Source organism: Cupriavidus sp. OV096 (assembly GCF_900115455.1).
In the GTDB taxonomy this organism is placed as follows: Bacteria; Pseudomonadota; Gammaproteobacteria; order Burkholderiales; family Burkholderiaceae; genus Cupriavidus.
The window spans coordinates 75,336-95,535 of the sequence record NZ_FOWM01000013.1 but is presented as its reverse complement, the minus strand read 5'-3'; the positions used below and the strand labels follow the sequence as shown (position 1 = coordinate 95,535).

Annotated in this window: 16 protein-coding genes and 1 pseudogene; 5 read left to right on the top strand and 12 right to left on the bottom strand. The window is 63.9% G+C overall.

The features are described from left to right. Window positions 1-303 precede the first annotated feature (303 nt). The 3 genes from BM115_RS22990 to oxlT form a co-directional block, all read right to left on the bottom strand. Window positions 304-516, bottom strand: coding sequence for a hypothetical protein (locus tag BM115_RS22990; RefSeq protein ID WP_092299756.1), 213 nt, complete (start codon window positions 514-516; stop codon window positions 304-306). Window positions 517-753: 237 nt separating this feature from the next. Continuing rightward, the gene (locus tag BM115_RS22985; protein WP_092299753.1) at window positions 754-1,665 is read right to left on the bottom strand and encodes a LysR family transcriptional regulator; all 912 of its coding nucleotides are present in this window, start codon (window positions 1,663-1,665) and stop codon (window positions 754-756) included. Then, window positions 1,662-2,993, bottom strand: coding sequence for an oxalate/formate MFS antiporter (gene oxlT, locus BM115_RS22980; RefSeq protein WP_092299750.1), 1,332 nt, complete (start codon window positions 2,991-2,993; stop codon window positions 1,662-1,664). The genes BM115_RS22985 and oxlT overlap by 4 nt, the downstream gene beginning before the upstream one ends. A gap of 215 nt (window positions 2,994-3,208) precedes the next feature. Here oxlT and BM115_RS22975 point away from each other — a divergent pair, with 215 nt between their 5' ends. Continuing rightward, window positions 3,209-4,177 (top strand): LysR family transcriptional regulator, encoded by a 969-nt coding sequence (locus BM115_RS22975; protein ID WP_092299747.1) that lies wholly within the window; start codon window positions 3,209-3,211, stop codon window positions 4,175-4,177. 107 nt (window positions 4,178-4,284) lie between these two features. After that, window positions 4,285-4,599, top strand: a complete 315-nt coding sequence (locus BM115_RS22970; protein ID WP_092299744.1) for an HAD family hydrolase — start codon at window positions 4,285-4,287, stop codon at window positions 4,597-4,599. A 179-nt stretch (window positions 4,600-4,778) separates the two neighbouring features. Here BM115_RS22970 and BM115_RS22965 read toward each other — a convergent pair whose 3' ends face one another. After that, complete coding sequence (locus BM115_RS22965) at window positions 4,779-6,908, bottom strand: acetate--CoA ligase family protein (RefSeq protein ID WP_092299741.1); 2,130 nt, start codon at window positions 6,906-6,908, stop codon at window positions 4,779-4,781. A gap of 55 nt (window positions 6,909-6,963) precedes the next feature. Beyond that, window positions 6,964-8,196: a formyl-CoA transferase gene (gene frc / locus BM115_RS22960; RefSeq protein ID WP_092299738.1), complete on the bottom strand. Its 1,233-nt coding sequence runs from the start codon at window positions 8,194-8,196 to the stop codon at window positions 6,964-6,966. 350 nt (window positions 8,197-8,546) lie between these two features. Between frc (BM115_RS22960) and sucC the strand changes: the two are divergent. Then, window positions 8,547-9,760: pseudogene (sucC, locus tag BM115_RS22955) on the top strand (ADP-forming succinate--CoA ligase subunit beta). Window position 9,761: 1 nt separating this feature from the next. After that, window positions 9,762-10,685 (top strand): succinate--CoA ligase subunit alpha, encoded by a 924-nt coding sequence (gene sucD, locus BM115_RS22950; RefSeq protein ID WP_092299735.1) that lies wholly within the window; start codon window positions 9,762-9,764, stop codon window positions 10,683-10,685. A 76-nt stretch (window positions 10,686-10,761) separates the two neighbouring features. Here the strand turns inward: sucD and BM115_RS22945 are convergent, their stop codons facing one another. The 7 genes from BM115_RS22945 to BM115_RS22915 all read right to left on the bottom strand — a co-directional run bounded on the left by BM115_RS22945 (window position 10,762) and on the right by BM115_RS22915 (window position 19,179). Beyond that, the gene (locus tag BM115_RS22945) at window positions 10,762-11,208 is read right to left on the bottom strand and encodes a PAS domain-containing protein (RefSeq protein WP_092299733.1); all 447 of its coding nucleotides are present in this window, start codon (window positions 11,206-11,208) and stop codon (window positions 10,762-10,764) included. Between the two features lie 219 nt (window positions 11,209-11,427). Beyond that, window positions 11,428-12,678 carry a formyl-CoA transferase gene (gene frc / locus BM115_RS22940; RefSeq protein ID WP_092299730.1) on the bottom strand — a complete coding sequence of 417 codons (1,251 nt, stop codon included), beginning with the start codon at window positions 12,676-12,678 and terminating at the stop codon, window positions 11,428-11,430. A 41-nt stretch (window positions 12,679-12,719) separates the two neighbouring features. Continuing rightward, window positions 12,720-14,453 carry an oxalyl-CoA decarboxylase gene (gene oxc, locus BM115_RS22935; protein WP_092299727.1) on the bottom strand — a complete coding sequence of 578 codons (1,734 nt, stop codon included), beginning with the start codon at window positions 14,451-14,453 and terminating at the stop codon, window positions 12,720-12,722. Window positions 14,454-14,732: 279 nt separating this feature from the next. Further along, window positions 14,733-15,515, bottom strand: coding sequence for a fumarylacetoacetate hydrolase family protein (locus BM115_RS22930; protein ID WP_092299724.1), 783 nt, complete (start codon window positions 15,513-15,515; stop codon window positions 14,733-14,735). 116 nt (window positions 15,516-15,631) lie between these two features. Further along, window positions 15,632-16,867 (bottom strand): formyl-CoA transferase, encoded by a 1,236-nt coding sequence (gene frc / locus BM115_RS22925; RefSeq protein ID WP_092299960.1) that lies wholly within the window; start codon window positions 16,865-16,867, stop codon window positions 15,632-15,634. Between the two features lie 338 nt (window positions 16,868-17,205). Then, on the bottom strand, window positions 17,206-17,922 hold the full coding sequence (locus BM115_RS22920; protein WP_092299721.1) for a GntR family transcriptional regulator: 717 nt from the start codon (window positions 17,920-17,922) through the stop codon (window positions 17,206-17,208). 246 nt (window positions 17,923-18,168) lie between these two features. Next, window positions 18,169-19,179 carry a 2-dehydropantoate 2-reductase gene (locus BM115_RS22915; RefSeq protein WP_092299718.1) on the bottom strand — a complete coding sequence of 337 codons (1,011 nt, stop codon included), beginning with the start codon at window positions 19,177-19,179 and terminating at the stop codon, window positions 18,169-18,171. A gap of 192 nt (window positions 19,180-19,371) precedes the next feature. Between BM115_RS22915 and BM115_RS22910 the strand changes: the two genes are divergently transcribed. Next, window positions 19,372-20,127, top strand: coding sequence for a TerC family protein (locus tag BM115_RS22910; protein ID WP_092299715.1), 756 nt, complete (start codon window positions 19,372-19,374; stop codon window positions 20,125-20,127). Window positions 20,128-20,200 lie beyond the last annotated feature (73 nt).

Below are 20,200 nucleotides of genomic sequence, written 5' to 3'. Positions count from 1 at the left end.
GGCAGTGGTGCGCCGGGCGCATCAAACCATGCCGCGAAACGGCGCTCGGTTCGTTGCCGATCAATGACTTAGCGGACGGCGCCAGATCAATGGCGCGACCTGGCGGCAAGCACCTGGGATGCTGCAATGCGAAGGGAAAAAAGATGTCCTAGGGAAAGTCCTAGGCCTTGGGAAAGGCTGGAAAACGCTGGATCAGGCGGGGGATGAAGCGAGGGGGAACGAAAGATACGGCCGATGAGTACGACGACTGCTGGGAGGGAGTTGCCGGCCGCTACAAGCTCCCTGCCTTCGAACCCAACTGGCTTACGCGTGGGCGAACTGCGGGCGCGCGCCAGCGGCAGGCGTCGCACGGCCGATCCCGTCCACTGCCTGATCCGAGCCGAGGCCGGCAAAGCGGCCATGGTCACCGGCGGTGGTCAGCAGACCCATCGGCAGGCGCGTGGCAATCAGCCAGGTTACGGAAACACCCGAGGCAATCAGACCGAGGGCGATGAGGGAAAGCTGTGCGGCGTGCATGAAAACTCCTGAATGAGGTAGGTCAATGAGTCTTCAGTATATGCTGCACCGCGAGGTCTGTAAATATCCTGTATGTGATATATCAATAGAAGATTGGCACTAAAAACAACAACGCACCCCGTGGGGTGCGTTGTGGATCGCTTCTTGCGAGAACGACTGTCGAATTCGAGGGCAATAGCGCCTTATTCAGCGCAAAAAACGTTGCGGCGCTGCATCAGATGAATCCGATTCACGGCCCTACCCCGCTTTCTTCATCTGGCCCTGTTCGTACTCCTGGCCACGCAGGTTGTCCCACACCGCCGCCGCGTTGGGCTTGAGCGAGCGCGCCTTCCTTCGAACCAGCATCACGTTATTGTTGACCTGGGGCCGCAAGGGCCGCAGCACGGCCGCGGGCGCCAGACCGGCGGCCTGCGTGCGCGACGGCACCACGCCGATGCCGAGCCCCATCGCCACCATGCCGAAAATCGCCGAGAAATGCCCGAGCAGCTGCAAGGCGCCGGGCCGTACGTGATAGGTGGCCAGCGCGCGCTCCACGGCGGGCTGCACGCCCGAGTTGTGGTCGAGCGAGAGCACCGAGGCATCGGCAAGTTCGCCCCAGCCGAGGGACTCGCGCGCGGCCAGCGGATGCCCGGAGGGCAGCACCGCGTGCAGCGGGTCCATATAGAGCGGTTCGCAATAGAGGTCGTCGCAGGCCACCGGGTTGCTGGCGATGCCGAAGTCCACCTCGCCGCTGCGCACACTTTGCAGCACGCATTCGTGCGAGCGGTCGCGCAGCGTGATGCCGATGCCGGGCCATGCCGTACGGCAGCCGGCCACCCACATCGGCATGGACATCGACGACAAGACCGGATCGGTGGCGATATGCACGGTGCCCTGGCTGGGCTTGCCGGTGCCGTGGCTCTCGCGCAGCGTCTGCTCGACTTCCTCGATCAGATGGCAGATCCGTTGGGACAGATGCTCGCCGGCGTCGGTCAGCTCCACCTGGCGCGTGGTGCGGTCGAACAGCCGTTGGTCGATTTCCTCCTCCAGCTCACGCACGCTACGACTGATGGCCGACTGGGTCAGGCCGAGCTCCGCCGCCGCGCGCGTGAAGCTCTTCTGGCGCGCAACCGCAGCAAAGGCCTTCAGTTGGGGAAGCGAAACATTCATGGTGCCGCTCCTTGTCCTTGCATGGTGGGATGGGTTGCCGCGTGTCCGGTGATGAAGCGCCGGCGCATCGGCTGCAACAGGAACTTGGCGGACAGCCCCGCTGCCACGGTCAGCACGGCCGCCACCGTAAAGACCAGGCTCCATCCACCGCGATGCGACAACACCGAGGCCAGCGGCACCAGCATCGCCGCCGTCCCCTTGGCCGTATAGAGCGTGCCCGCATTGGCTGCGGCGTACTCGCTGCCGAACGTATCGGCACAGAGCGCCGGGAAGATCGAGAAGATCTCGCCCCAGAACAGGAAGGTGAGCGCCGCGAAGAACATGAACCAGTACGGGTTGTGTCCGAACTCCATCAGCCCGATCAGCGACAGCCCTTCGCCGATGAAGATGAAGAACATGGTGTTCTCGCGGCCGATGCGGTCGGAGATCAGGCCGCACAGCGGGCGCGTCAGCCCGTTGCAGAGGTTGTCGATGGACAGCGTCATGGTCAGCAGCGGCAGCGTCATGCCCAGCAGCGTGACCGGCATCGAGGCGAAGCCAAAGTCCTTGGCGATGGGGCCGAGCTGCGCAGTGGCCATGATGCCGCCTGCCGCCACGGCCACGAACGATGCGTAGATCACCCAGAACACCGGCGTGCGCACCATCTGGCCCGGCGTCAGCGCCACGGGGTTGGTCAGGTTGGCCTTGCCGGCGACGAGCCCCTTGGGCGGCTTCGGCTTGACCAGCAACATCGCCAGGATGAAGATCAGCACGCCCTGCAAGATGCCGAACGTGAAGAACGCGTGCTCGTAGCCCGATTTCTGGATCATGTTGGCGATGGGGATCACGGTCAGCGCCGAGCCCGCGCCGAAGCCGGCGGCGGTCAGCCCGGCGGCCAGGCCGCGCTTGTCCGGGAACCACTTCAGCGCGTTGCCCACGCACGTCCCATAGACGCCGCCCGCGCCGATACCGGCCACGACGGCCGCCGCGTAGAGCATCGGCAGCGAGGTGGCGAACGAGTTCATGACCCAGGCTGCTCCGGCGCACAGCGCGCCCACGGCCACCACGGGGCGCGGGCCGAACTTGTCCACGAGCCAGCCCTCTACCGGCACGAGCCAGGTTTCGGTGACGATGAAAATGGAGAAGGCGACCTGGATGGGGGACTCGCCCCAGTGATGACGCGCATTCATGGGCGTCACGAACAGCGTCCAGCCGTACTGGAGGTTCGCCACGAGGCCCATGCAAAGGACGCCGATGAAGAGCTGGAACCAGCGATTGCGGAGCAAGCCGCCCTGCCCGTCCAGATTGCCGTTGCCAAAGGCGGGGCCTGCCGCGTGCGGGTGCGCCATGTCGTGTCTCCTTACATTAGTGTGTCTCGCGCTCTGACGGCGCGACTGGTGGGCAGACCTGCGTGGGGACGCCCTACTTCACTACTGAATGAGCGCGCCTGACATTGCGGCACGTTGCATTGCTGATTGATGCTACTTCAAACTTAGATACGCAAAGCATAAAGTTTTTTATTATGATCATTGACGATCCTTTATAGATTGCAGGATATCGACCAATGAAGAACGCCACGCTGCGCCAGTTGAAAGTGTTCGAAACGGTGGCCCGCCATCTGAGCTTTTCGCGCGCGGCGGAGGAACTGCATCTCACGCAACCCGCTGTTTCCACACAGGTTCGGCAGCTCGAACACCACGTGGGCCTGCCGCTGTTCGAGCAGCTGGGCAAGCGGATCTACCTCACGCCGGCCGGCACGGAGATGCTGCACTACAGCCGCAGCATCATCCAGCAATTCCGCGAGGCCGAGGACGCGATGGCGCAACTCAAGGGTATTTCCGGAGGCCGGCTCAACGTGGCGGTGATCAGCGCCGGCGATTATTTCTTTCCCCGCCTGCTGGCCGAATTCATGAATCGGCATGATGGCGTGACGCTGAATCTCGCGGTGCACAATCGTGAGGAACTGTTGCACCAGCTGGCCGGCAACCTGACCGACCTCGCCGTCATGGTGCGCCCGCCCGAAGGCATGGACACCATCGCCGAGTCGTTCGCCCCCCACCCCTATGTCATCGTGGCCGCGCCGAACCATCCGCTGGTCGGGCGCCGCGACATCCCCCTGGCCGGGCTGGCCGAAGAGGCGTTCGTCTCGCGCGAGAAAGGCTCCGATACCTGGAATTCGATGCAGGAAGGCTTTGCCGGGCGGCTCTCGAACCTGCGCATCGCCATGGAGATCAAGAGCACCGAGACGATCAAGCAGGCGGTCATCGCCAATATGGGTATCGCCTTCCTGTCCGCGCACACGGTGGGGCTGGAGCTACAGGCCGGCAAGCTGGCCGTGCTCGACATCGAGGGATTCCCAGTCATGCTGAACTGGTATGTGGTGCACCGCAAGAACAAGCGGTTGCCGCCCGTGGCGCTGGCATTCAAGCATTTCCTGATGGAAGAAGGCGCCACCCTGATCCAGCAGATCACCGGCGTGGAGGGGCTGATCCGGCCGCGTATCGCCCGCCAGGTCCAGATTCCCAATGTATAAGCGATAGCTTATGGTTTCTCGATGAAACTTTAATTATCGTAAATCGTTCGTCGCGCCTACTCTGCACTTGTACCAAGCTCGTGACCTTGCAAACACAGGAGACGATCATGAACCCACTGCATCCCGCCGCGTCTTCCGCGTCCGTTTCGTCGCCCGTCGCCGGCGCCACGGGCCCTGATCGTACGTTGCAACTCGCCGCCTTCAACGCCGCCTTCGCCGAACTGGGCCTGCGCTTCCGCTGGGACATGCCGATGTTCGAGTGGCTCTGCGGCATCGAATGCGAGAAGACCCGCGTGGCCCGCTATATCGGGGAACACCACGCGCATCTGCTCAACGCCTACGACGCGCCGTTCCTGAGCCAGCTGATCTTCGACAAGAAGAATGAATACCTGCGTGCGATGTCCGGCACCGGCATGAACTAGGCGTTTTACGATTTCCCTTTACGATTCGTCGCGCAATACCAGACAGGCCGTTCCCTCGGGAACGGCCTGTCGCATTTGCCCCTTCGTTTATCAAATGCCCCCAACGGTTGCTGTCTCGTTGGGGGCTGGTTGTGCTGGAGATGCCGGCAGGTCTGGCTATGCCGGCGGGGCGGACCGCATCAGATCTTGCCCGCTCCCCTCGCCCACTTGTACTTCGCGCCGAGCACCGCCACCGGGATTTCGGTCGAGTACGCGTAGGACGGCACGCCGTGCTCGTACAGGTACTCGGCAGCTTCCTCCACCTGCACGTCGCCGGCCAGCGACGCCACGATCGGCTTTTCGATGCCCTTCGCCGCCATCTCTTCCTTCACCTCGATGACCAGCTGGGCGAACACCATCGGCGGCGTGATGATCGTGTGCCAGTAGCCGAGGATGATCGCGTGGATGCGCGGATCTTCCATGCCAAGGCGCAGCGTGTTCTTGTACGTCGTGGGCGGTTCGCCGCCGGTGATGTCCACCGGGTTGCCGGCGGCGCCGAACGGCGGGATGAACTTGCGGAACGCTGCGTCGAGGTCGTCCGGCATCGTCATCAGGGACAGGTTGTTGTCCACGCAGGCATCGGACAACAGCACGCCCGACCCGCCCGCGCCCGTGATGATGACCACGTTCTCGCCCTTCGGCGTCGGCAGCTTGGGAATGCCGCGCGCGAACTCGAGCAGGTCGCGCAGCGAGCGCGCCCGGATCACGCCGGCCTGCTTGAACACGTCCTCGTAGATGCGGTCGTTGCCGGCCAGCGCGCCGGTGTGCGAGCTGGCTGCCCGCGCGCCCATGCTGGTGCGGCCAGCCTTGAGCACCACCACCGGCTTTTTCTTCGACACCCGGCGCGCCACCTCGGCAAAGGCACGGCCATCCTTCAAGTCCTCGCAGTGCTGGGCGATGATCTCGGTGTTGTCGTCCTGCTCGAAGAAGGTGAGCAGATCGTCTTCGTCGATATCCGACTTGTTACCCAGGCCGACGATGGCCGACACGCCCATCTTGGCCGAGCGCGAGAAGCCGATGATGGCCATGCCGATACCGCCCGACTGCGACGACAGCGCCGCCTTGCCCTTCACGTCATACGGCGTGCAGAACGTGGCGCAAAGGTTCTTCGGCGTGTAGTAGAAACCGTAGATATTCGGTCCCATCAGGCGGATGTCGTGCTTGCGGGCAATCGCCACGATCTCGTCCTGCCCTTGCACGTTGCCGGTTTCGGCAAACCCGGACGGAATCAGCACGGCGCCGGGAATGCCCTTCTTGCCGACTTCCTCGAGCGCCTGGGCCACGAACTTGGCCGGGATCGCAAACACCGCCACATCGATATTGCCCGGCACGTCGAGCACGCTCTTGTAGGCCGTCATGCCCATGATCTCTTCGGCCTTGGGGTGGATCGGGTAGATCTTGCCCTGGTAGCCGCCGTTGATCAGGTTCTTCATCACCGAATTGCCGATCTTCCCGTCCTCGGCGGACGCGCCGATCACCGCCACCGTGTCCGGGCGCATGATGCGGTTCATCTGCTTGACGATCTGTTCCTGCGTCGGACGGTACTTCTCCGGCTGCGGCGAGAAGTCCACCACGATCCGCACGTCGGCGGCGATGGCGCCGTCCTTGCTGGCGAACACCGGGTTCAGGTCCAGCTCGGAAATCTCCGGGAAATCGCTGACGAGCTGCGACACGCGCTCGATCATGCCGGCCAGCGCCTCGCGGTTGGCCGGGTCGGCGCCGCGCACGCCCTTGAGCACCTCGGCAGCGGCAATGCCGTCCAGCATCGACAGCGCATCTTCGTTGGTGGCCGGTGCCATGCGGAAGGTGATGTCCTTGAGCACTTCCACCAGCACGCCGCCCAGGCCGAACGCCACCAGCTTGCCGAACGACGGATCGGTCACGGCGCCGATGATCACTTCCTGGCCGCCTGTGATCATTTGTTGCACTTGCACGCCGATGATTTCGGCGTTGGCGTTGTACTTCTTGGCGTTCTCGATGATGGTGCGGTAGCCCTGCTCCACATCCGCCGCCGATTTCAGGCCCACCAGCACGCCGCCGGCTTCGGTCTTGTGCAGGATGTCCGGCGAGACGATCTTCATCACCACCGGAAAACCCATCTTCGTCGCCAATTCCACCGCGTTCGACGGCGATTTGGCCACGCCCTCGCCCGGCACCGAGATGCCATAGGCGTCGCAGACGAGCTTGCCCTCGGGCGCCGTCAGCGCAGCGCGCCCCTCTTCCTTCACGGTCGCCAGAATCTTGCGTACCGCATCCTTGTCATGTGCCATGTCAGGTCTCCATCTGTTCAGGCATTGCAGACAATCATTCGAGAGGTGGCGCGGCTCAGACCGCGCCGGCCGCCTTCAGCGCCGCGATCTGGGCCGGCGAGCGGCCGAGCCAGTCGAGGATTTCTTCGGTGTGCTCGCCCAGCAGCGGCGAACGTTCCACTTCCACGGGCGAGGCCGAGAGCGTGATCGGGCAACCCAGCTGCACGTACTTGCCGCGCTCCGGGTGGTCCAGCTCGACCAGGTAGCCGCGGTCGAACATCGACTCGTCCTCGATCAAGTCCTTCATCGAGAGAATCGGGCCGCAGGGCACGTCCACCTCGTTCAGGGCGTCCATGACCTCGAATTTCGTCTTGGTCTTGGTCCACTTCTCGATGATGGAGAAGCACTCGCCCAGGCATTTCAGGCGCGCTTCCGGCGTGGCGAACTGCGGATGGGTGATCAGGTCCTCCCTGCCGCACAGGCGCATCAGCGGCTCCCAGCCTTGCGGCTGGATGATCACGTAGACGTAGTCGTTGGCCCCGCCCGGCGAGCAGCGCAGCGCGGCGCCCGGCTGGCCGCCGCCCGACGCATTGCCGGCACGCGGCACATAGTCGCCAAAGGTTTCGTTCGGAAATTCCTTAAGCGGACCGGCCGAGAGGCGCTGCTGGTCGCGCAGTTTCACGCGGCAGAGATTCAGCACCGAATCCTGCATCGCCACTTCCACGCGCTGGCCACGGCCCGAATGCTCGCGGTGCAGCAGCGCGGCCAGGATGCCGACCACGCAGTGCACGCCGGTGCCCGAGTCGCCGATCTGCGCGCCGGTCACCGTCGGGGCACCATCCTCGGTACCGGTCGTGCTGGCCGAGCCGCCCATGCACTGGGCCACGTTTTCGTACGCCTTGCAGTCCGCGTACGGCCCCGGGCCGAAGCCCTTGATCGACGCGTAGATCAGGCGCGGGTTCAACTCCTGCAGGCGGTCCCAGTCGAAACCGGCGCGGTCGAGCACGCCGGGGCCGAAGTTCTCCACCAGTACGTCGCAGCGCTGCACCAGGTCTTCCAGCAGCGCCTTGCCCTCGGGCGTCTTCATGTTCAGCGTGAGGCTGCGCTTGTTGGAGTTCAGCATCGTGAAGTAGAGGCTGTCGGCGTTCGGCACGTCGCGCAGCTGGCTGCGCGTGATGTCGCCCCGCCCGGGCAGTTCCACCTTGATCACGTCGGCGCCCAGCCAGGCCATCAGCTGGGTGGCCGAGGGGCCGGCCTGCACGTGCGTCATGTCCAGGATGCGGACACCGTCGAGTGCTTTGTTATTCATGCGTTGTCTCCTTGAGTATTCCCGTGCGCGCTTGCTGGATAACGTATGTGATATATCACGACACAACAAGAAGAAAATGCAGCGCGGTTCAGACTTTTCATTCCGCATCGCAATAGATCCTGCGGCATACACGAGCGTTAACCCGCAACATAGAAGGCTTTGCGATCAATCTTGCGCTATTGATGCGATGGCCTTGTCAGCGCGGACATCCCTTTTGCGCGATTCAGCTCGCACCCAGTTTCGGCATGATTTTATTATTGATATATTACATATAGTATTTTACGCCGCGAAGAACTGAACAGGCGGGTCCCGACCTGGCGGCCCGCGGCGCTTTTCAACCGAGGAGACACGTGAACATTCACGAATATCAGGCCAAGGAGTTGCTCAGCGCTATGACGTGCTTGTACCGCATGGCCGCATGGCCTTTACACCAGACGAGGCCGCCCATGCCGCCCGCAAGCTGGGCGGCCCGGTCTGGGTGGTGAAGTCGCAGATCCACGCTGGCGGCCGCGGTGCCGGCCGCTTCGCGGATGACAGCTCGGGCAAGGGCGGCGTGCGCGTGGTGAAGTCGATCGATGACGTCCGCTCGAGCGCCGCGCAGATGCTGGGCAAGACCCTGGTCACCAGGCAGACCGGCCCGGCCGGCCGGGTAGTGCGGCGCCTTTACGTCGAGGAAGGCTGCGACATCGCGCGCGAGCTCTACCTGGGCATCCTGATCGACCGCACCACCTCGCGCATCACGATCATGGCGTCCACCGAAGGCGGCATGGAGATCGAGGAGGTTGCCGCACGCACGCCCGAGAAAATCCTGAAGGTGGCAATCGATCCGGCCAGCGGCATCCAGCCGTTTCATGCACGCCGGCTGGCATTCGGCCTGGGGCTGTCGGGCAAGCAGGTGGGCGCGGCTACCCGTTTTATCCTCTCGACCTACCGCGCGTTCACCGAACTCGACGCGTCGATCGTCGAGATCAATCCGCTTGTGGTCACCGGCAGCGGCGACGTGATGGCGCTCGACGCCAAGTTCAGTTTCGACGATAACGCCCTCTTCCGCCATCCCGACATCGATGCCATGCGCGACGAGAGCGAGGAAGACCCGGCCGAGACCGAAGCCGCCCGGCACGCGCTGAACTACGTGCGGCTGGACGGCAACATCGGCTGCATGGTGAATGGCGCAGGCCTGGCGATGGCCACGATGGACATCATCAAGCTCCATGGCGGCGAGCCGGCCAACTTCCTCGACGTAGGCGGCGGCGCCACGACGGAGCGCGTCACCGCGGCGTTCCGGCTGATCCTGGCCGATCCCAGGGTCGAAGGGATTCTCGTCAATATCATCGGCGGCATCATGCGCTGCGACGTGATTGCCGAAGGCGTGGTGGCCGCGGCGCGCGAAGTGGACCTGACCGTGCCGCTGGTGGTGCGGCTGGAAGGCACCAACGTCGACCTCGGCAAGAAGATCCTGCGAGATTCGGGCCTGCCGGTCGTCTCGGCCAAGGATCTTGCCGATGCGGCCGAGAAAGTCGTGTCCGCCGTGCGCACGCACCCATCGAAGAAGGGAGGAAAGTGAAATGGCCGTGCTGATCGACAAAGACACCCGCGTGATCTGCCAGGGCTTTACCGGCGCACAAGGCACATTCCATTCGGCACAGGCACTGGCCTATGGCACGAAGATGGTGGGCGGCGTCACGCCCGGCAAGGGCGGTGAATCGCACCTGGGCCTCCCGGTCTTCGATACCGTGGCCGCTGCCGCCAATGCCACAGGCGCCGACGCCTCGGTCATCTATGTGCCGCCACCGTTCGCCGCCGATGCCATCCTGGAAGCGGTCGATGCCGGCATCGCGCTGATCGTCTGCATCACCGAAGGCATTCCCGTGATGGACATGGTGCGAGTCAAGCGTGCGCTGTCGGGGTCCGGCAGCCGCCTGGTTGGCCCGAATTGTCCGGGGGTAATCACGCCGGGGCAGTGCAAGATCGGCATCATGCCCGGCCACATCCATACACCGGGCAAGATCGGCGTGGTGTCGCGCTCGGGCACGCTGACTTATGAGGCCGTGGCGCAGACCACGGCGGCCGGACTGGGGCAATCGACCTGCATCGGCATCGGCGGCGATCCGGTGAACGGCACCGACTTCATCGACTGCCTGGAGATGTTCCTGGCCGACGACAAGACCGAAGGCATCCTCATGATTGGCGAGATTGGCGGATCGGCGGAGGAAGAGGCAGCCCAGTTCCTGCGCGATGCGCACAGGCGCAAACCGGTGGCGGGCTTTATCGCCGGCACCACGGCGCCGCCGGGACGCCGCATGGGGCACGCCGGCGCGATCATCTCGGGCGGGACGGGCACGGCGGAAGCGAAGGTCAACGCCATGCGCGAAGCCGGCATCCATGTCGCCGGGTCGCCAGCGGAGCTGGGTGCGACCATGGCGGCGGCAATGAAGCAGGCATCGGAACGCGCCCCGCTCAGACGAAACCTGGCGTTGGCCAGCGCGTGAACGTAGAAACGGAAAAGGCCGGGAGAATCGCCCGGCCTTATCGTTCCTGCGCCATGCTGCAACTGCGTCCGGTGAGTCAGCCGGCTCCGGCCTCGGCGCCCGCCCTGGCTTCCAGTTCCGTGATGCGCTTGCGCAGCGCCCGCTCTTCCTGGAAGCGCACGGTCTCGTCACGGATCACCGCCACGATGCCGGTGATTTCCCCGCCCTGCCCGTGCAGCAGCGCCACGGTAAAAGCGATCGACATCGCTTCGCCGTTCTTGTTGATCGCCGGGACCTTGAGCAAGTCATGGCCGTAGCGGGTCTGGCCCGTTGCCATGGTCTTGTCGTAGCCCTCCCAGTGGCGCGCACGCAGGCGCTCGGGAATAATCAGATCCAGCGACTTGCCCAGGGCCTCCTCCCGGGTGTAGCCGAACATGTACTCGGCGGCCGGGTTCCATAACGTGATGGCACCGTCGGCGCCGGAGATGATCACGGCGTCGCCGATGGCCGACACCAGCTGTTCATAGTCGATCGCGGTCTGCATGGTCTTGGTCTTTCCTGAGCTTTCCAGGCGAATGGGAGGGTGGCGAGGTTCGCCACCAGGGGTCCGGGCTGTCATTGTGGCACTGTCGGCCATGCCGGTCCCTCAGCTTGGCGTCCAAACCATGAAGCGCCAGGGTGCGTTACGTCCCGTCTACGCATTCCCCGGCGCTCCAGGTGTGACCCGCTGTCACATTGGGCACTGGCAGTGCTGGCGCCTGGCTCAGATCACCTGCGACTCACGCAGACGGGAGATCTCCTCGGCGGCATAGCCCAGGCTGGCCAGCACTTCCTCGCTGTGCTCGCCCAGCAGCGGCGAACCGGTGATTTCCGGCTTCATGGCCGAGAACTTGATCGGGCTGCCCACGGTCAGGTAGGTGCCACGTTCCTTGTGCGGGACTTCCACGATCGAACCGCTCTTGCGCAGCGATTCATCCGCCGCGAGTTCCTTCATTGACAGCACCGGCGAGCAGGGAATATCGAACTTGCGCAGGATGTCCACCGCCTCGTACTTGGTCTTGTCGGCAAGCCATTCTTCGATGGTCTTGAAGATTTCGAAGATATGCGGCTGACGGCCCTTGGGCGTGTTGTAGTTCGGATCGCTGATCCACTCTTCCTTGCCCAGTGCCTTGCAGATCGGCTCCCAGGCGTGGCCCTGGATGGTGAAGTAGATATAGGCGTTGGGATCGGTCTCCCAACCCTTGCACTTCAGCACCCAGCCCGGCTGGCCGCCACCGCCGGCGTTGCCACCACGGGGCACCACGTCGCTGAACGTGCCGTGCGGATACTGGGGATACTCTTCCAGATAGCCCTGGCGGTCCAGTCGCTGCTGGTCGCGCAGCTTCACGCGGCACAGATTCAGCACGGCGTCCTGCATCGATACGGCAACCTTCTGACCCTGGCCGGTCTGCTGGCGGCCGATGATCGCGGTCAGGATGCCGATGGCCAGGTGCATGCCGGTGTTCGAGTCACCCAGGGCGGCGGCCGACACGGTCGGCGGGCCGTCCCAGAAACCGGTGGTCGACGCGGCACCGCCAGCGCACTGTGCCACGTTCTCGTAGACCTTCAGGTCTTCATAGTGGTGGCCGTCGCTGAAGCCCTTGACCGATGCCACGATCATCTTCGGGTTCAGTTCCTTGATGCGCTCCCAGGAGAACCCCATGCGGTCAAGCGCCCCGGGGCCGAAGTTCTCGACCAGCACATCCGATTCGCGGATCAACTGCTCCAGGATCTTCTTGCCTTCCGGCTTCTTGGTGTCCAGCGTCAGCGAGCGCTTGTTGCTGTTCAGCATGGTGAAGTACAGCGCGTCCGCGTCGGGAATGTCGCGCAATTGCGTGCGGGTGACGTCGCCGGAGCCGGGGCGCTCCACCTTGATGACGTCTGCGCCGAACCATGCGAGAAGCTGCGTGCAGGCGGGGCCGGCTTGCACGTGCGTAAAGTCGATGATCTTGATGCCGTTGAGTGGGAGGTTCACAATCGCTCTCCTGATGGAATAGAGGGTGAAACTGGGGTGGATTACTTCTTGGCCGCGCTCTGCGGATTCAGATTGGTCAGACGACCGCTTTCGGTACCGGCAGCCGGGTCGATGACGGCGTTGACCAGCGTGGGCTTGCCCGACCGCAAGGCTTCGTTCACCGCGGCTTCGAGTTCCGCCGGTGTGGTGACGTTGTGACCAACCCCACCGAACGCTTCCATCATCTTGTCGTAGCGCGCCCCCTTGACGAACATCGTGACCGCCGGATCGTTGCCGCCGGTCGGATTCACGTCGATACCCTTGTAGACGCCGTTATTGTTGAAAATGACGATGCAGATCGGCAGGTTGTAGCGGCAGATAGTTTCCACCTCCATGCCCGAGAAGCCGAACGCACTGTCACCGCACAGCGCGAGGACAGGCTTGCTGGTTTCGACCGCCGCAGCGACCGCGTAGCCCATGCCCACACCCATCACGCCCCAGGTGCCCACGTCGAGGCGCTTGCGCGGCTCGTACATGTCGATCACGGCACGGGCGTAGTCCAGCGTGTTGGCGCCTTCGTTGACAAACGAGATGCCCGGATTGGCTTTGACGACGTCCTTCAGCGCGCGCAGCGCGCTATGGAAGTTCATCGGCGACACATCCTTGGACAAGGTCTCGGCCATCTTCGCCAGGTTCTTGTCCTTGCGTTCGTCCACCGCGTTCAGCCAATCGGCGCCCGGCTTGGCAAAGCCGTTGCCGATCTTGTCGAGCATTGCCGATACGCACGAACCAATGTCACCCACTACGGGCGCGGCGATGGCCACGTTACTGTCCATCTCGGTCGGCGAGATGTCGATCTGGATGAACTGCTTCGGCTTGCCCCAGGTCTTGCCTTTGCCGTGCGACAGCAGCCAGTTCAGGCGGGCGCCGACCAGCATCACCACGTCAGCTTCCGCCAGCACGTACGACCGTGCGGCCGAGGCCGATTGCGGGTGTGTATCGGGCAGCAGGCCCTTGGCCATCGACATCGGCAGGTACGGAATGCCGGTCTTCTCGACCAGCGCGCGGATATCCGCATCGGCGCGAGCGTATGCGGCACCCTTGCCCAACAGGATCAGCGGGCGCTTGGCGCTCTTCAGCAGCGCGACAGCACGGTCGATCGAGTCCGGTGCAGGGAGTTGGCGCGGGGCCGGGTCCACCACCTTGATCAACGACTTGCGGCCACGCTCGGCTTCCATCGACTGGCCCAGCAGATTGGCCGGCAGGTCCAGGTACACACCACCCGGACGGCCCGACACGGCGGCGCGGATGGCACGCGCGATACCGACACCAATGTCTTCAGCGTGCAGCACGCGGAAGGCAGCCTTGGCGTGCGGACGGGCGATAGCCAGCTGGTCCATCTCTTCGTAGTCACCCTGCTGCAGATCGACGATCTCGCGCTCGCTCGAGCCGCTGATCAGAATCATCGGGAAGCAGTTGGTGGTCGCATTCGCCAGCGCCGTCAGCCCGTTCAGGAAGCCGGGCGCAGACACGGTCAGGCAAACGCCCGGCTTCTGCGTGAGAAAGCCGGCAATCGCTGCGGCGTTGCCGGCATTCTGCTCATGACGAAAGCTGATAACGCGCATGCCGTTGGCCTGCGCCAGACGGGCCAGATCCGTGACCGGAATACCGGGCAGGCCGTAGATGTTCTCGATGCCGTTCAGCTTCAGCGCTTCGATGACCAGATGAAAACCATCGGTTTGTGCCTGATGTTCTTCGCCAGCCTGACGCTGCAGCTCGTTTCCGACTTCTGCCATGGTTGCATCCTTCTATACAAATTGACGGGGATTGGAAAACTTCTGCTTCAAGGTGTCTTCAGCGGTCGTTCTCGCGCCCGCCTGGCTACTTCGGACTTCACGATGTCTCCTCCTTGACGATTCGCTACAGGCAGCGACCTTTGGCAAATACGGTATGTGATATATCAGTATTCAGCAAGCATTGATGCGAACTTTCGTCGATGCGCCGCAGCATTTCCCCGAAATTACGCAACCAGATAAGGGAAACTACCGAGCTCCCGCCTTCGCAAACTGGCTCGTTCAGCCGCGCACATGGTTGACCAGCGAGCCGATCCCGCGGATCGACACCTCCACCACAGAACCCTCCTTCATCGACCCGACCCCGATCGAGGTGCCGACGGCGATCACGTCGCCCGGCATCAACGTCATGTCCCGCGACAGCAGGCTGACCTGCTCCTCGGGCGAAAAAACAATATCGGACAACGGGTAGTGCTGGCGCTCGACGCCGTCCAGACGCGTTACCACGCTGGCGCTTCGCCAGTCAAAGCCGGAGACGATGGCCGGACCGACGCAACCGAAGGTGTCGGAACCCTTGGCGCGCGTCCACTGCGGGAAGTTGGGATCGGCATTGAGCAGCTCGCTCGCCGTGACGTCATTGACGATGGTGTAGCCGAAGATGTGCGAGGCAGCTTCGGCGAGCGGCACATTCCGGCATTCGCGGCCAATGACGATGCCGAGTTCGCCTTCGTAGGCGATCTTGCCGGTATACCCGCTCGGACGCAGGATGCCGTCGCCGGGGCCGGCCAGCGAACTTGCCGGCTTCAGCAGGAACAGCGGATGCACGGGCACCGCTTTCTCCAGCCGGGCCGCGAGGGCGTGAAAGTTGTTCCACAGCGCCACGATCTTGCCCGGCTGGCACGGGGCCAGCAGGTCCAGCGAGGCGTAGCTGTAGCTATTGCCCGTGGGGCGAGGATCGGTATAGCCAGGGCCATCGCATTCGATGACGCGGTCGGCATCACCCTCGTCAAGCCGGCCATAAGCGGCGTCGCCATCAGGACGGCGGAAGCGAATCCAGGTTTGCACGGCAGAACTCCTCTGACAGGCGCGAGCGTGCCGCGCCTGCTCTTTCAGCAGAGAATGGAGAGACCCCCGTCAGGGGCTGTGGAGACGAGGCACCGGCCGGGGCCGGACGCCTCGGGTCAGATCGCTCCCGCCAGGCGCAGCGCAGCAATCTGGGCCGGCGACCGCCCCAGCGATTCGAGGATCTCGTTGGTGTGCTCCCCCAGCAGCGGCGAGCGCTCGACGTTCACCGGCGAGTCGGACAGTGTGATCGGCGAGCCGAGCTGCACGTATTTGCCGCGCACCGGGTGCTCCAGCTCGATCAGGAAGCCGCGCTCGTACATCGACTGGTCCCCGATCAGGTCCTTCATCGACAATATCGGGCCACACGGCACATCCACCTCGTTGAGTGCGTTCATCACCTCGAACTTGGTGTGGCCCAGGGTCCATTGCTCGATGATGCCGAAGCACGCGGCGAGCTTTTTCAGACGCACTTCAGGCGTGGCGAATTCCGGATCGGTGATCAGATCTTCGCGGCCGCACAGGCGCATCAGCGGCTCCCAGCCCTGCGGCTGGATGATGACGTAGACGTAGTCGTTCGCACCGCCCGGCGCGCAGCGCAGCGCAGCGCCCGGCTGGCCGCCGCCCGACGCATTGCCCGCGCGCGGCACGTGGTCGTCGAACTGATCGTTGGGGTACTCGCGCAGCGGGCCGGCATCCAGGCGCTGTTGGTCGCGCAGTTTCACGCGGCACAGGTTCAGTACGGCGTCCTGCATGGCGACTTCCACGCGCTGGCCGCGCCCCGAATGCTCGCGCTGCAGCAGTGCGCCCAGGATCCCGACCACGCAGTGCACGCCCGTACCCGAATCGCCGATCTGCGCGCCCGTCACCAATGGCATGCCGCTGGCTTCGCCTGTCGTCGATGCCGCACCGCCCATGCACTGGGCCACGTTTTCATACGCCTTGCAGTCCTGGTAGGGGCCGGGACCGAAGCCCTTGATCGACGCATAGACCATGCGCGGATTCAGGTCCTGGATATGTTCCCAGTCGAATCCGGCGCGGGCCAGCACGCCCGGACCGAAGTTCTCGATCAGCACATCGCTCTGCTGAATCAGGTCTTCCAGCAGTGCCTTGCCTTCCGGCGTTTTCATATTGAGCGTCAGGCTACGCTTGTTGCTGTTCAGCATGGTGAAGTACAGGCTGTCAGCGTTGGGCACGTCACGCAGCTGGCTGCGCGTGATGTCACCGCGTCCGGGCAATTCGACCTTGATCACGTCGGCGCCCATCCAGGCCATCAACTGCGTAGCCGAGGGGCCGGCCTGAACGTGCGTCATGTCCAGGACGCGAATGCCGTCCAGGGCTTTGCGTTGCGCCATGGTGCTGCTCTGACTTTGGTTGGTAGCCTCGGCCATGCTCGTCTCCTGATTTGTGCTTCGCTCTTTTGACATACAGTATGTGGTATATCAGCAAGATGCAAGAGGGTTTAAACCCGAATCATGGAAGTTTCGACGCTGCATCGCAGCAATGCGCATAGGCCGTTCCAAGGACAGCCCCTCGCCTGCGAGATGGGCAAATAGCCAAAGAAACGTGCCAAAGAAAAAGCCCCAACGTGCCGTAAAGCTGTTGGGGCGCAAGAAGATTCGGCCACATCGCGGAACAATGCCCGCGCTCCGTCATGGGCTGGGCGACGGGGCGTGCATGACGTGGCCGGCAGTCAGTCCAGAAAGTCGCAGTTCTTTTCCACGTAGTCGGCCAGGTCCAGCGAGTGCTGGCGCACCAGCTTCTCGGCCAGTTCCGTATCGCGCTTCTCCAGCGCCTCGATAATCCGCAGATGATCGACGATCGACCGCGCGGCGCGGTCGCTCTGCGAGATCGTCATTTTCCGAATCGCACGCACATGGACGAAGATGTTCTTGATCGCGTCCATGATGATCTGCGACTTCGATAGCTGCACGATCGCCTGGTGAAAGACGATGTTGGCGTCGGAATACTCTTCGATGTGTTCGGCTGGCGTGGAGTCTCGGAAGCTGTCGAACATGTGTCGCAGTTTGCCGATTTCCTCGTCGGTGGCATGGAGCGTGGCCAGGCGGGCCGCCATACTCTCCAGCGCGGCCCAGACCTGGATCATCTCCACGATCTCGCGCTTGGTCTTGCGCATGATGTAGATGCCGCGGCGCGGCACCGTGCGCAGGAAGCCTTCCTGCTCGAGCAGCGTCATCGCCTCGCGGATCGGCGTGCGGCTCACGCCCAGCGCTTCGGACAGCACGCGCTCGTCCAGCCGCACTTCCTCTCGCGACTGATAGATATCGGCATCGGCAATGGCCTGGCGCAGCATCGCATAGGCCTGGTCGCGCAGGCTGGCGCCCGCGTTGATCGGCTGCAGCGACAGGGTCAGGCCGGCGGGCTGGACTTCGGGTGTTTGGGCGGACATGAATGCACTCGTCTATGACCGGCGCCCCGGGGGCCGAGGCGGCCTCCGGCGGCGTCCCGCCCCACTCCACTGCCGGGACCTGACGCGCGGACGCATGGTGTCCAGTTTGGCATGGCGCCATGCGGTTTGCTCATCAATCTCGTCGATGATCGCGCGTCAAGAACCCGAATGGGTGAGAAAGGGGCGGGTCCGGCCTTTCGTATATGGTATATCAAGATCACCACATCGCCGGGGATTTCTCCCGCGTCATGCCGCGCGCGCCACCGGCACGGGTGGCGCAGTCTGACCGCCCTGCGCCATCCTGTCGCGCTGCTTGATCAGCCCCAGCACGGCATCGACCATCGGCGTAGGCTGGCCGATCATCCGGCCCATCTCCTGCACCACGGTCAGCAAGGGGTCGATTTCCATCGCCCGGCCGGCCTCCAGGTCCTGCAGCATCGAGGTCTTGTGCGCCCCCACCGCGCCGGCGCCGTCGATACGCCGCTCCACATCGACCCGAAAGTGCACGCCAAAGCGCTCGGCAATCGCCTTGGCCTCCAGCATCATCTGGCGCGACAGCGCGCGCGTCGCTGGGTCGGACGTGATGATGTCCAGCGTGGCATGCGTCAGCGCGCTGATCGGATTGAAGCAGAGGTTGCCCCACAGCTTGAGCCAGATCTCATCGCGGATGTTGTCGCGCACGGGCGCGTCGAGGTCCGCCTTGACCATCAGGTCGGCGAGTTGCGTCACGCGCGAGGAACGGCTTCCATCTGGCTCGCCGATAGGAAACTTCTTACCGTAGACATGGCGGATCACGCCCGGCGCCTCGATCTCGGCGGCCGGATACAGCACGCAGCCGATCGCCCGCTCCGGCCCGAGGCCGCGCCACTGCTTGCCGCCTGGGTCCACGCTCTCCAGCGTGCGCCCGGCGAACTCGCCGCCATGCTTGTGGAAGTACCAGTAGGGAATGCCGTTGACGCCGGTCACGACTGCCGTTTCCGGCCCGAGCAGCGGCTGCATCAGATCCACCACGCCGGGCACCTGGTGCGCCTTGAGCGTGATGAACACATAGTCCTGCGGACCCAGCTCGCGCGGATCGCTGGTGCAGCGCACGCGCGCCACGCGCTCCTCGCCTTCGATATGAAGGCGCACGCCGTTGGCCTGCATGGCCGCCAGATGCGGCCCGCGTGCGATAAAACTCACGTCGGCGCCCGCGAGCGCCAACTGCGCGCCCATGTAGCCGCCAATTGCCCCTGCCCCATAGATACAGATCTTCATGGGTTGTCTCCTCGATGGTTGTGATGACCGGTATTATTTTGATATATCACATACTATATTCCAGTCTTGGCGTTTCACAACCTCAATCTCGCCCTATCTGATGTCCCCTGCACCGCCGGCGTGCGCTACCATGATCCTGGTAGTCCGCTTTCGGGTAGCCCTGCCCCAGCCCACCCCAACCAAGGAGTTCGCATGGAATCGCTACTCGCGCTGGCGCGCGACCCGGCCGCCTGGGCCGCACTGGCCACGCTCGTGGCCATGGAGGTCGTGCTCGGCATCGACAACCTCATCTTCATCTCCATCCTGACCAACAAGCTGCCCGAGGCCATGCGCGAGAAGGCCCGACGGCTGGGGATCAGCCTGGCGCTGGTGATGCGCCTGGGCTTGCTGGCGACGATTGCGTGGATCGTGGCGCTGACCGAGCCGGTCTTCACGCTCCTCGGCAAGGGCATTTCGTGGCGCGACATCATCCTGATCGCCGGGGGCGCGTTCCTGGTCTGGAAGGCCACGCGTGAGATCCATCAGCACGTCGCGCCCGAGCCCGGGCACGGCGAGGAAGGCATGGTCGCCCGCGCCGCGCCTGGCTTCGCGATGGCCATCGGCCAGATCCTGGTGCTCGACCTCGTGTTCTCGGTCGACAGCATCATCACCGCCGTAGGCATGACCGACCACGTGCCGATCATGTTCGTGGCCGTCATCGCCGCCGTGACCGTGATGCTGTTCGCGGCCACGCCGCTGGCGAACTTCATCAACGCCAATCCCACCATCATCATGCTGGCGCTGGCCTTCCTGATCATGATCGGCATGACGCTGATTGCCGACGGGCTGGGTCACCACGTGCCGAAGGGCTACATCTATACAGCGATGGCGTTCTCGTGCGGCGTGGAGGCGTTGAATATGCTGGCGCGGCGGCGGCGCAGCCGGCGCGCGGCGTCGCCGCCGGCCTGATATCGGGTATTCGGGCGCGGTGGCTGGCGAGCCGCCTGCCCGAGCGGGTATGATGGCTGTCTTTGCTGTCATC

Coding starts and splice junctions, on each gene's coding strand:
- BM115_RS22990 (WP_092299756.1), bottom strand. CDS start 516: ATGCACGCCGCACAGCTTTCCCTCATCGCCCTCGGTCTGATTGCCTCG.
- BM115_RS22985 (WP_092299753.1), bottom strand. CDS start 1,665: ATGAATGTTTCGCTTCCCCAACTGAAGGCCTTTGCTGCGGTTGCGCGC.
- oxlT (WP_092299750.1), bottom strand. CDS start 2,993: ATGGCGCACCCGCACGCGGCAGGCCCCGCCTTTGGCAACGGCAATCTG.
- BM115_RS22975 (WP_092299747.1), top strand. CDS start 3,209: ATGAAGAACGCCACGCTGCGCCAGTTGAAAGTGTTCGAAACGGTGGCC.
- BM115_RS22970 (WP_092299744.1), top strand. CDS start 4,285: ATGAACCCACTGCATCCCGCCGCGTCTTCCGCGTCCGTTTCGTCGCCC.
- BM115_RS22965 (WP_092299741.1), bottom strand. CDS start 6,908: ATGGCACATGACAAGGATGCGGTACGCAAGATTCTGGCGACCGTGAAG.
- frc (WP_092299738.1), bottom strand. CDS start 8,196: ATGAATAACAAAGCACTCGACGGTGTCCGCATCCTGGACATGACGCAC.
- sucD (WP_092299735.1), top strand. CDS start 9,762: ATGGCCGTGCTGATCGACAAAGACACCCGCGTGATCTGCCAGGGCTTT.
- BM115_RS22945 (WP_092299733.1), bottom strand. CDS start 11,208: ATGCAGACCGCGATCGACTATGAACAGCTGGTGTCGGCCATCGGCGAC.
- oxc (WP_092299727.1), bottom strand. CDS start 14,453: ATGGCAGAAGTCGGAAACGAGCTGCAGCGTCAGGCTGGCGAAGAACAT.
- frc (WP_092299960.1), bottom strand. CDS start 16,867: ATGGCGCAACGCAAAGCCCTGGACGGCATTCGCGTCCTGGACATGACG.
- BM115_RS22920 (WP_092299721.1), bottom strand. CDS start 17,922: ATGTCCGCCCAAACACCCGAAGTCCAGCCCGCCGGCCTGACCCTGTCG.
- BM115_RS22915 (WP_092299718.1), bottom strand. CDS start 19,179: ATGAAGATCTGTATCTATGGGGCAGGGGCAATTGGCGGCTACATGGGC.
- BM115_RS22910 (WP_092299715.1), top strand. CDS start 19,372: ATGGAATCGCTACTCGCGCTGGCGCGCGACCCGGCCGCCTGGGCCGCA.